We start from the raw sequence: 12613 nt of genomic DNA, 5'->3' as shown, positions 1-12613 counted from the left end.
CGCCCTTTTAAATTAGCAATAAAATCGATACCGCATACGTCGTGCTCATTAAAAGGATCGTATAAGCCCTATTTTTCTGAATAACTGAAAAGATTCATGTCGTACACCTTCAGGATTTAATTCATTTTCTCTTTTAATATTTATTGTAAAGATGATAAATGATACAATCAATATATTATTATTGAGTTTTCAATCTCATATTGATATGAATTGGAGAGAAGAAGTAAATATGGAGATGCACCAAATTAAATATTTTATGGAAGTTACAAAAGAAGAACATGTTAATGGACTTTTTGTTTTGCCAATTTTCTTTGTTCCAGTTGTTGGAACACGCGTGTTGATGTCGAATCTTTGATAAAGTCATTGATAAATTGATCAAAGTGGCCAATACGGATTAGCCGTCTGTTTATCAGACCGTAACCTGCCTAAACCTGACAATTATTTTAATTGAGGACTTCATTCTATGTATACTAGCGTGATCCTGTTCAAATTGGATATAAATGATACATTATAGCATAAAAAAAGAGTCCAAAAAGCAGGTGCCAAATGAGCACCTGCTTAAAAATTAATTACAGACATCTACGCCAAGCATATCTAATGGCCACCAGAAGAAGCCGTCTTGCTCAAGTAGTTCATCTGCGGCTTTCGGTCCTGTCGTGCCGGCCGGATAGTTTGGATACGCTGCTTTTTCGTTTCTCCATGCTTCGGCAATGACATCAACAAAGCTCCACGAAAGGGCAACTTCATCCCAATGTGTAAAGTTTGTAGAATCACCGCGCATGGCATCGTGAATCAATTTTTCATACGCTTCAGGCGTATTCATAATATCTGTACCGCTGTTTGCATAGCTAAGCTTTACGGGATTCGTTTCCAGTTGATGACCGGCACGTTTCGCATTTAGATGAAGTGTGATGCCTTCTTCCGGTTGAATATGGATCACAAGTAAATTTGGTTCCAATTCTTGCTCATCTGGACGATAATATAAATTCATCGGAATGTCTTTAAATTGAACGACAATTTTTGTGGATTTCAGCGGCATTCTTTTACCAGTACGAATGTAAAAAGGGACACCTGCCCAGCGGAAATTGTCAAACATTACTTTACCGGCAACGTACGTTTCCGTATTGGATTCCGGATTGACATTTAACTCTTCACGGTAACCAAGCATGTCACCGTTTTCACCAGGTCCGTATTGTCCGCGGACGAAGTATTCATTGACATTTTCGAGTGTTAACGGACGCATAGATCGAAATGCGCGAACTTTTTCGCTGCGAATATCGTCATCTTGAAGGCTGATTGGCGGTTCCATCGCAAGAAGAGAGACCATTTGAAGCATATGGTTTTGGACCATATCTTTCAATGCACCGCTTGTTTCATAATAGCCTCCGCGTTCTTCTACGCCGAGTGTCTCACTTGATGTAATTTGAATGTTGGAAATATACCGGTTGTTCCACAGCGGTTCAAACAATGCATTAGCGAAACGGATCGATTCAATGTTTTGTACCATTTCTTTTCCAAGATAATGATCGATCCGGTAAATATCTTTTTCATCGAAAGAACGGCGAATTTGTGCATTTAATTCTTGTGCTGATGGCAAATCATGGCCAAATGGCTTTTCAATTACAAGACGGCCGAAGCCTTCCGTATCTGTTAAATTATCCTGTTTTAGATGATCGGCAATCGTGCCGAAAAACTCAGGAGCCATTGCCAGATAAAATAGGCGGTTGCCTCCGAGTGAATACCGGTTATCAAGCTCATTGGCAAGCGTACGCAATTCTATATACGAATTGGAATCGGATACGTCATGCGGTAAATAATAAAAATGTGAAATGAATTCCTCTATTTGGTCTTGATCCGTTGTCAATTCTATAACCGATTTTTTTACGTGTTCACGGAAAATGTCGTTATCCCATTCACGGCGAGCTGTTCCAATAACAGCGAATCCGGATGCTAAGTGTCCTTTACGATACAAACGATAAAGAGATGGATATAATTTACGTTTTGCCAGATCTCCTGTTGCACCGAACAGGATCGTCAGAGCAGATGGCGTTTCAGATTTATTCACGTTAATACCCCCGCTTTTAAAATTTATATTTTATATTATTACTATTGCATTTTTTCACAAAACAATGAAAGTGACAAGTATTTTTGTTTATTATAAGAATAAGACCACATAAGATGCATATTAGGAGTGATTACCATCGAAGTATTATTTCTTGGAACCGGTGCTGGTGTGCCCGGTAAAATACGCAATGTTACATCCATTGCACTAAAAATGTTAAATGAACGCGGCGCTGTCTGGCTTATTGACTGCGGCGAAGCAACGCAGCACCAGATTTTGCATACGACACTAAAACCGCGCCGCATTGAAAAAATATTTATTACCCATTTACATGGCGATCACATTTTTGGCCTGCCGGGTTTGCTTGGAAGCCGTTCATTTCAAGGCGGAACAGAACCACTTACGGTATATGGTCCGGCTGGCATACGCATGTTTGTTGAAACCGCACTTCATGTCAGCAAAACGCATCTGCAATATCCCCTTTTCATTGAAGAAATTGAGGAAGGCATCGTTTTTGAAGATAATGGAATGACTGTCACGTCAGGAAAATTGGATCACGGCATTTATTCACTCGGTTACCGGTTTGCTGAAAAGGAAAAAGTGGGCGAGCTGCTCGTGGACCGTCTCCGGGAAGACAAGATTCCACCAGGTCCTATTTATAAACAAATAAAAGAAGGAGAATCAGTTACCTTGCCAGATGGACGAATAATTGACCCAGGGCGTTACACGAAAGAACCACAACCTGGGAAAATCGTCACGATTCTCGGAGATACGAGACAGAGTGATGCAGCTGTACGCTTGGCAGAGGACGCTAATTTGCTCGTTCATGAAGCCACATTTAATGCGGAAAATGAAGAGATGGCCCGTGACTACTATCACTCCACAACGAAGCAGGCGGCCGAAACGGCACTCCGCGCAAGAGTGAAAAAACTATGTTTAACCCACATTAGTTCCCGCTACACGATAGAAGACGCGAGACAGCTATTAAACGAAGCAGAAATTCTTTTTCAACCGGTTGTGATCGCACAAGATTTAATGGAAGTGACAGTCGATTAACGTTTGTACGCTTCACCAAGCTGTTTTGACTGGGCTGCTGCTTCCTTCACACCAGCTGCAATCGATTCCTTCACATGATGTTCATCAAATGTTCGAATCGCTGCTTCTGTCGTTCCACCAGCGCTTGTAATTGCTTTTCGAAGAGCAACTGCTTGGCCATTGGACTCAGAAAGCATGTCGGCTGCACCGAGAAGTGTCTGGATTAAGAGCGATTTCGCTGTGTCGTGATCAAGACCCAGTTCTTCACCTGCTGCCTGCATCGCTTCAGCTACATAGTAAATGTAGGCAGGACCGCTTCCAGAAATGGCCGTCACGGCGTCCATCTTTGATTCTTCAACGGTAATCGCAAGTCCAATTGCTGAAAAAAGGTCGATTGCCGCTTGATGCTGTTCAGCTGTAACGTGTTTATTTAGTGCAATCGCTGTCGCTGATTTTCCGACGGCAGCGGACGTGTTGGGCATTGAACGAATGACAGCACATCTATCTCCAATGGCTTGTTCCATAAAATCAATGCCAACACCAGCAAGTAAACTAATCACGACTGAACCTTCATTTATATAGGACCGAATAGCTTCAAGGCCCGATAAGACATCTTTCGGCTTCATGGCCAGGACAATAGCATCAGCGTCTTTCAATGCTGTTTCTACGTCGTATCCTGCTTGAATGCCATATTGAGTCGTTAATTCTGTTAGACGTGCACTATTGGCCCGGTTGGTCACATACGTACTTTCTGCTTGAAGGGCACCGCTTTTCAATGCGCCGGCAATAATGGCTTCAGCCATAGACCCAGCTCCGATAAAAACTACTTTCAACGTCATTCCTCCTGTTGCCTAAACAATTTGAGTATTCAAAGCGATTATCTCGGAAAAGAAGCATTTCTGTCAAGAAAGAAGTGGGTTATGAATGACAATTCATTCTAGAACAAGTACACTATATATAATTAAATTGTTATTTTACAAAAGTGGCAGGTGGACATAATGGGAATTAAGACATATGACAAGATTATTAAAATAACAGTACCTACTCCTTTTCCGATTGGCGACGTCAACACATATTTAGTGAAAGGAGACCGGCTTACTTTAATTGATGCGGGTATAAATACACCGGAAGCAAGAGTTGCTTTTCAATTGGGATTAGCCGAAGCAGGCTATAAAGTATCTGATATTGAGCAGGTCATTTTAACGCACCATCACCCCGATCACATCGGACTGCTTGATGATTTTGATGTGGACATTTACGGCCACACATACTGTGGAAACTGGATTTCATACAATGAATCCTTTTTGAACTGGCGCCGTGAATTTTTTATCGATCTCTTTCGTGTATTTGGTGTGCCGAAAGAGATGATTCAATTAGCGAATAACCTTGATAACACGCTGAAGTTTGGGTGTGAAAAAAGTGTGCTGACAGGAGAGTTAAAAGAAGGAGACGAGTTGCCAGCATTACCAGGCTGGCGCGTGTTAGAAACACCTGGTCATGCGCAAAGCCATCTTGTCTTTTACCGGGAAAAAGATGGTTTTCTGTTAGCAGGCGATCACGTATTAAAAACAGTATCGTCTAATCCACTTCTAGAACCGCCTTCTGCACGCGGAGCGGAGCGATCAAAGCCGTTACTCCAGTACAACAATTCGCTGTGGAAAGTAAAAAATATGGATATTCAGCAGGCGTTAACAGGTCATGGAAACGATATAAAATCTATCCATTCGTTAATTGAACGCCGATTCGTACGACAGCACGAGCGAGCGATGCATATTTTGTCGATGTTAAAAGAAAAGCCGATGACCATTTTTGAGGTATGCACAAAGCTGTTTCCAGAAGTATATAAAAAAGAAACCGGTTTGACGCTATCGGAAACGGCGGGCCAGTTTGACTATTTACTCGAACGTGGAGATATTCAAGTTGAGTCGATCAAAAATGGCGCCATTTATTACCGGGGGTGACAAAGGTGAAAAAAATTGTTGTCATTACGGGTGCGTCATCTGGTTTAGGGACAGAGCTCGCAAAAGAAGCTGTTTCTTCGGATTACTCGGTTGTATTAATTGCCCGCCGGGTGGAACGCTTGGAACAAATCAAGAAAGAAATAGAAACGTCGCCGGACAGCGTGCGAATTTATCAAGCGGATGTGACAGACCGAACTGCCTTATCTGCTCTATTTACTGAAATCGGACGCGTTGATGTGTTAATTAACAATGCAGGTGTCGGCTATTTTGCATGGGCTCATGAAATGAAACCAGAAGAAACGGCGCAAATGATTAATGTAAATGTTATGGGTTTAATTAACTGTTCAGAGCTTGTTATGCCGCAAATGATCGAGCGCAAGAGCGGCCATATTATTAATATTGCCTCACAGGCAGGAAAGCTGGCGACACCAAAATCGGCTGTGTACGCTGCGACAAAACATGCAGTTCTAGGCTATACGAACAGCATTCGCATGGAACTAGGCCGATCGAATGTAAGGGTAACAGCCATCAATCCAGGACCGATTGCAACACCGTTTTTTGACAAGGCAGATCCAGAAGGCACATACATGAAAAATGCAGGTAAGCTGATGCTAGACCCCGCTGATGTGTCGAAAAAAACAATAGCGGTTATCGGCCAACCGGTGCGGGAAGTTAATATACCGAAATGGATGGCTATGGGCAGTTTCATTCATTCTTTATTTCCTGGAACCGTCGAACGGGTGGGAAGAAAAGCATTTTTCCAGAAATAAGAAAGAGGAGCTGATGCTGAAGCTCCTCTTTCTATCGTTCAGGACTCAATTTATATTTCATTAAAAAGTGATCGATTGCCTCTTCATATTGCTCCGGATTTTCGTTGTAAGACTGTGCATGAACACCGTTGGGCGCCATGTACAATTCTTTCGGTCCATTTTTTTCTTTAAACAGTGCTTCAGTCATCTCAGGCAAAATAAAATCATCATCTTGGCTGTGAATAAACAGCACTGGTTTTTCAATATTCTTTACCGCTTTAAGAGGCGACAATTCAGATAGTTTATAGCGGGCGCGCAGCCAGACGGCCCATTCGGCAATCGTCATTAAGAAGCGTGGCGCCCAGCCAATTTCCCTATTCATCTGATGCTGTATTTGTTTCCCGAATTCAGAAAATGGACAGTCGGCCACATAAAAGTCAGCGCGGTCTTCTACCGTGCCGGCATATAAAAGGAGCGTAACAGCCCCCATTGATTCCCCGTGAATGCCGAAGCGGACATGGTCTCCTTCACGACGGATTAATTCGTCCACAACCGCTTTTAAATCTCTTTTTTCAAAGTGACCGTAACTCGTAAATGTGCCTTCTGATTCCCCATGCCGGCGGTGATCATACAAAATAGCGTTAAATCCACGTTTTAAAAATAAATTCATATATTTAATTGAATTTATTTTATGTTCGGTGACACCATGGCAAAAAATTACATACGAGTTTCCAGGGTTTGGCGTAATAAACACACTTTTTAATCGAATGCCGTCTGCCGTTGTGATCCAGACATTTTCTTTCGGTAACAGATCATATATATGTCGATTGAAACGGCCGGCTTTCGTTTCTCGTTCAACGATTGAAGCATCTGCTTTTTTCGCCATATATAAAATACGGTTAGACATATAGATGCCTGCACAAGCTGCTAATAATATAGCTGCAGAACCGCCGGAAATGACTGTTTTTTTTATAGTCGATGTGCGTCGTAATTGGCTATTTTTACTGTATCTTGAATCCATTTGTACTCTTCCTCCGTCAGCGCGGTTTCACGTACCGCACGAGCATTTTCTTTTAGCTGTTCGATGGAGCTAGCACCGGCGACGACCGCACCGGCTGCTGGATGGTGCAGCACGTAGCGAAAAGCAAGACCGTTTAATGTACGTTCAGATGGACGATCGTGTTCAAGTGTCGTTAAAATAGACGTTAACTCTGCCTCGTCATACCACTTCAATCCTTTTTTTGCTGCTTTTGAAAGCTTCTCGCGCCAATTTGCGCTTAGCAGACCGAAAGCAATCGGACCGCGGGCAACGACACTGACGCCATTCTCTGCTAAAATGGGAAGCACCTGAATTTCAGGACGGCGGTCTAAGATGCTGTACTGCATCATGACGCTTGAAATGGAAGACCGTTTTACATATTGATTAATAACTGTCGGACGGATCGATGAAATGCCGTATGTACGGATGAATCCTTCTTCCTTTAGTTCTTCAAAGGCTTCAATAGTCTCATCAATCGGATCATCAAGTGTGCCGCCGTGTAGCTGATACAAGTCGATATAGTCAGTACCAAGCCGTTTCAAGCTTTGCTTCGCCGCTTCTTTAATGTGTGCTTTAGAAGGATCCCATGTCCAGCTGTCTTTTGAATCGGTCCAGCGGTTTCCCGCTTTTGAAGCGATGACTACTTGATCACGAACAGATCGAAGTGTTTTCCCAATGAGCTGCTCGTTTACCCCGAAATTGTAAAGGTCAGCTGTATCAAAATATGTAATACCTTCATCGAGAGCGGCGTTTAAAATTGCTTCAGCATGGTGCTCTTCTGTGCCGATTGACATGCAGCCGAGTCCTAGTTCACTAACGAAGATACCCGTGTTGCCTAATTCACGTGTATTCATTTCAATCACCTACCTTTTTTGTGTAGTGTATCATAAGGAGGAAGAAAAAAGAAAAGAGGATACTTATGCATAAATTTGAAGAAAAAACGATTAAAACAAAACCCATTTACAAAGGAAAAGTGATCAGCCTGCAAGTCGATGATGTATTATTACCAGACGGAACAGAAGCGAAGCGGGAACTCATTAAACATCCGGGTGCCGTCTGTGTGATCGCCTTAACAGATGACAAAAAAATCATTCTCGTTGAGCAGTATCGCAAAGCACTTGAACGACCGCTTGTTGAAGTGCCAGCAGGGAAATTGGAGCCGGGTGAAGTTCCAGAATTGTCAGCAAAACGAGAGCTCGAAGAAGAAACGGGCTATCGTCCCGGCCGCATCACACACGTGCAGTCATTTTACACATCGCCAGGATTTGCAGACGAAATTGTTCATGTGTTTCTCGCGGAAGACCTTGTAAAAGTAGAAGATGGACTCACTGTAGACGATGATGAATTTGTCGAATTAATGGAAGTGACGATTGAAGAAGCAGAGCAGCTGTTAAAAGAAGACCGTATTTATGATGCGAAAACGATGTGGGCTCTGCAGTATGTCCGATTAAACGATCTGGTATAATTGGTTTCCTCCCCTCATATAGTGGGCAAAAGAGAGGGGAGGCCTTCATTTATGTGGACTGCCATCAATCATCACATTCAAAAACGGGCAGCACTTTATCTTTTTACAGCGGTACTTCTCATGACAGGGACCGTATTTGGTGCCCTGATGGTGAATAGCATGATGCCGCTTCAAAAGTCAGAGCTTTATTCATACGTAAAAGAATTTTTTACACAAGCATCTTCCGGCAGTGTTGCGAATCCTGTTGATTTATTCTGGGAAAGTGTAATTCATAACATAAAATTTACGGGTGCAATGTGGGTCGCAGGCATATCGGTAATTGGTTTGCCGCTTATTTTTATTTTGCTATTTTTAAAAGGAGCTGTTACCGGTTTTTCCGTCGGTTTTCTTATTCAGCAAATGAAATGGGACGGGCTTTGGCTTGCCCTTTGTACCATTTTGCCCCAAAATATGATACTTATTCCTGCTTTTTTATTTACAGCCGTGATGTCGGCATCTTGCTCAATCCGTCTTCTACAAAAATTAACGGTGCGCCAAACTGTTCCGCTGCCTGTAGCGAAAAGTATGATGACGTATATCGGATATGCAGGTGCCGTTACGGTGGCGATTCTTGTTGCAGCATTTATTGAAGCATTTGTGTCCAGCCAACTAATGAATGTTCTTATAAATAAATTCTTTTGATTCATAGCATCATTTTGTTATAATGAAAATTATATAGGCGAGGGAGGGGACAACAATGGAAAGCCGGATTGACCGTATTAAAAAACAGCTGCATGCAGCAAGCTACAAATTAACACCGCAGCGCGAAGCTACTGTGCGTGTTCTTCTTGAACATGAAGAGGATCATTTAAGCGCTGAAGACGTGTACCTCCTCGTTAAAGAAAAAGCGCCTGAAATTGGGTTGGCTACAGTCTACAGAACGCTTGAACTATTAAACGAACTCAAAGTAGTAGATAAAATAAACTTTGGAGATGGCGTCTCTCGCTATGACCTCAGACAAGAAGGCGCAGCACATTTCCATCATCATCTTGTTTGCATTGAATGCGGCGCAGTGGATGAAATTCAAGAAGACTTACTTGATGATGTGGAAGAAATTGTTGAAAGTAGATGGAATTTTCAAATTAAAGATCATCGCTTGACGTTTCATGGCATTTGCAGCAGATGCCACACGAAAGAAGATGATGAAAAAGAAGATCTTGAAAAACAGCATGTTGAATAAAACCTTTCGATTGAATTCGAAAGGTTTTTTATAATTAGGGGTGATGATATGAAAGAGCATATGAAAGACTTTCTTCATTTTTTAATTGTCGAGAAAGGGTTGGCCGACAATACAATTGCCGCGTACCGGCGCGATCTTGTTCACTACACGGACTATTTAGAAAAAGTTGAACAGCTAACGATAAACAATGTGAAGCGAGTACATATTTTACACTTCCTGGAGCAGTTAAAAGAGCAGGGGAAATCGTCAAAAACGATTGCCCGTCACATATCTACGATCCGTTCATGGCATCACTTTTTAATACAAGACCGCGTAACTGATCACGACCCGACCCATCATATTGAAACGCCAAAATCAGGCCGATCGCTTCCGAAAGTGCTTAGCATGGATGAAACAGAAGCACTTCTTTCAGCATCGGACGTATCGACACCGCTCGGCATGCGTGATAAAGCAATGATGGAACTCATGTATGCATCCGGTTTACGCGTCAGCGAATTAACATCATTAAATAAGGAAGATGTACATTTGATGATGGGATTTGTCCGCTGTACGGGAAAAGGAGATAAAGAGCGGATCGTTCCGACAGGACGCCATGCGCTTGAAGCAATGGAACGATATTTGCAACATGGGCGGCCAGAGCTTGTGTCAAAAAAACATAGTGACGATGCGCTATTTTTAAATCATTATGGCAAGCGGCTGACGCGACAAGGGTTCTGGAAAATTATTAAAGCACTGGCGAAAAAAGCGACGATTGAAAAAGAGATGACGCCGCACACACTCAGACATTCATTTGCAACTCATCTTTTAGAGAATGGAGCAGATTTACGCGCTGTGCAGGAAATGCTTGGCCATGCAGACATTTCAACAACACAAATTTACACACATGTGACAAAAACAAGGTTAAAAGATGTCTATTCACAGTTTCACCCGCGTGCCTGAATTCTTTCAGGCGCTTTTTGTAATTCTAAAACAGATCGATTATAATAACAAGGAGAAGTCAGACTTCTGACGATGCGCAGTTTAATCGGTGGAAGGGTAAAAAATAAAAACAACTACTAAGGAAGGGGTATGGTGAAAATGAAGAATCATCGATTTAATCGGATTCACTTAATTGTGCTTGATTCAGTAGGGATTGGAGAAGCGCCAGATGCAGCACAGTTCGGTGATGAAGGTGCTGACACACTTGGCCATATTGCAGAGCAAATGGGCGGATTAAACATGCCAAATATGGCATCACTCGGCCTGTCAAATATAAGAGAAATTAACGGAATTGCGAAAGCTTCGCCGCCGCTTGCTTTTTACACAAAAATGCAGGAAGCGTCAACAGGTAAAGATACGATGACGGGTCATTGGGAAATAATGGGTTTGAATATCCGGACACCATTTCAAGTATTTCCAGATGGTTTCCCAGATTCATTAATTGAAGAACTTGAACAAAGGACAGGCCGGAAAGTGATCGGCAACAAGCCGGCGAGCGGAACGGAAATCCTTGATGAACTTGGCAAAGAACATGTAGAAACGGGTGCGCTTATTGTTTATACGTCAGCGGATTCCGTGCTGCAAATCGCTGCCCATGAAGATATTGTGCCAATTGATGAATTGTATCGCATTTGCGAAACGGCTCGTGAGATGACAAAAACGGGTGATTATATGGTCGGCCGTGTGATTGCCCGTCCATTTATTGGTGAACCGGGAAAATTTGAAAGGACCACTAATCGCCACGACTATGCGTTAAAACCATTTGGCCGTACCGTCATGAACGAATTAAAAGACGCGAATTTCGATGTCATTGCGGTCGGGAAAATTGCCGATATTTATGATGGAGAAGGCGTGACAGAAGCGATTCGGACGAAATCCAATATGGACGGAATGGATACGTTTATCGACGTCGCAAAAAAAGAATTTAACGGTTTGTCGTTTATAAATTTAGTTGATTTTGACGCGCTTTTTGGCCATCGACGCGACCCGGAAGGCTACGGCAGGGCACTTGAAGAATTTGATGCACGTCTACCAGAATTGATGGATGTATTACATGAAGATGATTTGCTCATTTTAACAGCAGATCACGGGAATGATCCTGTACATGCCGGAACGGATCATACGCGCGAATACGTACCTTTGCTCGTTTATTCAAAGAAGTTCTCAATTGGAAGCCAATTAGCATTGCGTACAACATTTGCGGATATTGGCGCGTCTATTGCGGATAACTTTAATATCAAAATGCCTAAATACGGAAAAAGTTTTATGGAGGAATTACGATGAACTATACAGCTATTGAGGAAGCAGCGCAATATTTAACGGAGAAGCTAGATAACAAACCGCAAATCGGCATGATTTTGGGTTCTGGTCTTGGTGTACTGGCAGATGAAGTAGAACAGGCTATGTCGATTCCATATGAAGAGATTCCTCATTTTCCGGTGTCAACGGTGGAAGGACATACAGGAGAGCTTGTCATTGGAACATTATCTGGTAAAACGGTAGCCGCAATGAAAGGACGCTTTCATTATTATGAAGGCTATTCATTTGAACAGGTCACATTCCCGGTACGCGTTATGAAAGCACTTGGCATTGAAACGATCATCGTCACAAATGCAGCGGGTGGTGTAAATGAATCATTTAAGCCAGGCGATTTAATGCTTATTGCGGATCATTTAAATTTAATGGGTGGCAATCCACTGATCGGTAAAAACGATCAGCGTCTTGGCGTGCGTTTTCCAGATATGTCTGAAGCATACAGCCGTGAACTGCGCAGCCTTGCCAAAGAAGCGGCAGCAAAAATAGGCATATCTGTTTGGGAAGGTGTGTATGCAGGGAATACAGGACCGGCGTATGAAACACCAGCAGAAGTTCGCATGGCACGCGTTCTTGGTGCAGATGCGGTCGGCATGTCAACGGTACCTGAAGTGATCGCTGCCCGTCATGGCGGGATGAAGGTTCTCGGTATTTCATGTATTTCCAATATGGCATCCGGCATTCTGAATCAACCGCTTACACATGACGAAGTAATCGAAACGACGGAAAAAGTGCGCGTTGACTTTTTAGATTATGTAAAAGAAATCGTCAAATTTTTATAAAGGTGTGAT

14 protein-coding genes are annotated in these 12613 nt (G+C 42.6%); 10 read left to right on the top strand and 4 right to left on the bottom strand.

Annotated elements, in window-relative coordinates:
- Positions 1-229 precede the first annotated feature (229 nt).
- Positions 230-355, top strand: a complete 126-nt coding sequence (locus tag A3M5_RS26450) for a hypothetical protein (protein ID WP_018393852.1) — start codon at positions 230-232, stop codon at positions 353-355.
- 210 nt (positions 356-565) lie between these two features.
- On the opposite strand, the gene zwf is transcribed toward A3M5_RS26450, so the two are convergent.
- Positions 566-2065: a glucose-6-phosphate dehydrogenase gene (gene zwf, locus A3M5_RS0111135; RefSeq protein ID WP_018393851.1), complete on the bottom strand. Its 1500-nt coding sequence runs from the start codon at positions 2063-2065 to the stop codon at positions 566-568.
- A 135-nt stretch (positions 2066-2200) separates the two neighbouring features.
- Between zwf and rnz the strand changes: the two genes are divergently transcribed.
- On the top strand, positions 2201-3118 hold the full coding sequence (gene rnz / locus A3M5_RS0111130) for a ribonuclease Z (RefSeq protein WP_026221690.1): 918 nt from the start codon (positions 2201-2203) through the stop codon (positions 3116-3118).
- Here rnz and proC read toward each other — a convergent pair.
- Positions 3115-3936 carry a pyrroline-5-carboxylate reductase gene (gene proC, locus A3M5_RS0111125; RefSeq protein ID WP_034286035.1) on the bottom strand — a complete coding sequence of 274 codons (822 nt, stop codon included), beginning with the start codon at positions 3934-3936 and terminating at the stop codon, positions 3115-3117. The two genes, rnz and proC, sit on opposite strands and share 4 nt — an antisense overlap.
- Positions 3937-4095: 159 nt before the next feature.
- On the opposite strand from proC, the gene A3M5_RS0111120 reads away from it, so the two are divergent.
- On the top strand, positions 4096-5058 hold the full coding sequence (locus tag A3M5_RS0111120; RefSeq protein ID WP_018393848.1) for an MBL fold metallo-hydrolase: 963 nt from the start codon (positions 4096-4098) through the stop codon (positions 5056-5058).
- Positions 5059-5063: 5 nt separating this feature from the next.
- Positions 5064-5828 carry an SDR family NAD(P)-dependent oxidoreductase gene (locus A3M5_RS0111115; protein ID WP_018393847.1) on the top strand — a complete coding sequence of 255 codons (765 nt, stop codon included), beginning with the start codon at positions 5064-5066 and terminating at the stop codon, positions 5826-5828.
- A gap of 31 nt (positions 5829-5859) precedes the next feature.
- Here the strand turns inward: A3M5_RS0111115 and A3M5_RS0111110 are convergent, their stop codons facing one another.
- A complete protein-coding gene (locus tag A3M5_RS0111110) occupies positions 5860-6828 on the bottom strand; it encodes an alpha/beta hydrolase (RefSeq protein WP_018393846.1) in 969 nt (322 codons plus the stop codon).
- Complete coding sequence (locus tag A3M5_RS0111105) at positions 6777-7700, bottom strand: aldo/keto reductase (RefSeq protein WP_018393845.1); 924 nt, start codon at positions 7698-7700, stop codon at positions 6777-6779. The genes A3M5_RS0111110 and A3M5_RS0111105 overlap by 52 nt, the downstream gene beginning before the upstream one ends.
- Before the next feature lie 65 nt (positions 7701-7765).
- Here A3M5_RS0111105 and A3M5_RS0111100 point away from each other — a divergent pair, with 65 nt between their 5' ends.
- The 6 genes from A3M5_RS0111100 (at position 7766) to A3M5_RS0111075 (ending at position 12604) form a co-directional block, all read left to right on the top strand.
- Positions 7766-8311: an NUDIX hydrolase gene (locus A3M5_RS0111100; protein ID WP_018393844.1), complete on the top strand. Its 546-nt coding sequence runs from the start codon at positions 7766-7768 to the stop codon at positions 8309-8311.
- Between the two features lie 51 nt (positions 8312-8362).
- A complete protein-coding gene (gene spoIIM / locus A3M5_RS0111095; protein ID WP_018393843.1) occupies positions 8363-8992 on the top strand; it encodes a stage II sporulation protein M in 630 nt (209 codons plus the stop codon).
- A 55-nt stretch (positions 8993-9047) separates the two neighbouring features.
- Complete coding sequence (gene fur / locus A3M5_RS0111090) at positions 9048-9530, top strand: ferric iron uptake transcriptional regulator (RefSeq protein ID WP_018393842.1); 483 nt, start codon at positions 9048-9050, stop codon at positions 9528-9530.
- Positions 9531-9578: 48 nt separating this feature from the next.
- Positions 9579-10469, top strand: a complete 891-nt coding sequence (gene xerD / locus A3M5_RS0111085) for a site-specific tyrosine recombinase XerD (RefSeq protein WP_018393841.1) — start codon at positions 9579-9581, stop codon at positions 10467-10469.
- A gap of 129 nt (positions 10470-10598) precedes the next feature.
- The gene (gene deoB / locus A3M5_RS0111080; protein WP_018393840.1) at positions 10599-11792 is read left to right on the top strand and encodes a phosphopentomutase; all 1194 of its coding nucleotides are present in this window, start codon (positions 10599-10601) and stop codon (positions 11790-11792) included.
- A complete protein-coding gene (locus A3M5_RS0111075) occupies positions 11789-12604 on the top strand; it encodes a purine-nucleoside phosphorylase (protein WP_018393839.1) in 816 nt (271 codons plus the stop codon). Before deoB ends, A3M5_RS0111075 begins: the two co-directional genes overlap by 4 nt.
- Positions 12605-12613 lie beyond the last annotated feature (9 nt).

The organism is Bacillus sp. 37MA (assembly GCF_000372765.1).
In the GTDB taxonomy this organism is placed as follows: Bacteria; Bacillota; Bacilli; order Bacillales; family Domibacillaceae; genus Domibacillus; species Domibacillus aminovorans.
Note: the sequence above shows the minus strand (reverse complement) of the source record. Positions and strands in the feature narration are given on the sequence as shown.

Excerpts from the sequence above, each read along its gene's own strand:
- A3M5_RS0111120 (WP_018393848.1), top strand. The coding sequence starts at position 4,096 with ATGGGAATTAAGACATATGACAAGATTATTAAAATAACAGTACCTACT.
- A3M5_RS0111110 (WP_018393846.1), bottom strand. The coding sequence starts at position 6,828 with ATGGATTCAAGATACAGTAAAAATAGCCAATTACGACGCACATCGACT.
- fur (WP_018393842.1), top strand. The coding sequence starts at position 9,048 with ATGGAAAGCCGGATTGACCGTATTAAAAAACAGCTGCATGCAGCAAGC.
- xerD (WP_018393841.1), top strand. The coding sequence starts at position 9,579 with ATGAAAGAGCATATGAAAGACTTTCTTCATTTTTTAATTGTCGAGAAA.
- deoB (WP_018393840.1), top strand. The coding sequence starts at position 10,599 with ATGGTGAAAATGAAGAATCATCGATTTAATCGGATTCACTTAATTGTG.
- A3M5_RS26450 (WP_018393852.1), top strand. The coding sequence starts at position 230 with ATGGAGATGCACCAAATTAAATATTTTATGGAAGTTACAAAAGAAGAA.
- proC (WP_034286035.1), bottom strand. The coding sequence starts at position 3,936 with ATGACGTTGAAAGTAGTTTTTATCGGAGCTGGGTCTATGGCTGAAGCC.
- spoIIM (WP_018393843.1), top strand. The coding sequence starts at position 8,363 with ATGTGGACTGCCATCAATCATCACATTCAAAAACGGGCAGCACTTTAT.
- A3M5_RS0111075 (WP_018393839.1), top strand. The coding sequence starts at position 11,789 with ATGAACTATACAGCTATTGAGGAAGCAGCGCAATATTTAACGGAGAAG.
- A3M5_RS0111100 (WP_018393844.1), top strand. The coding sequence starts at position 7,766 with ATGCATAAATTTGAAGAAAAAACGATTAAAACAAAACCCATTTACAAA.
- A3M5_RS0111105 (WP_018393845.1), bottom strand. The coding sequence starts at position 7,700 with ATGAATACACGTGAATTAGGCAACACGGGTATCTTCGTTAGTGAACTA.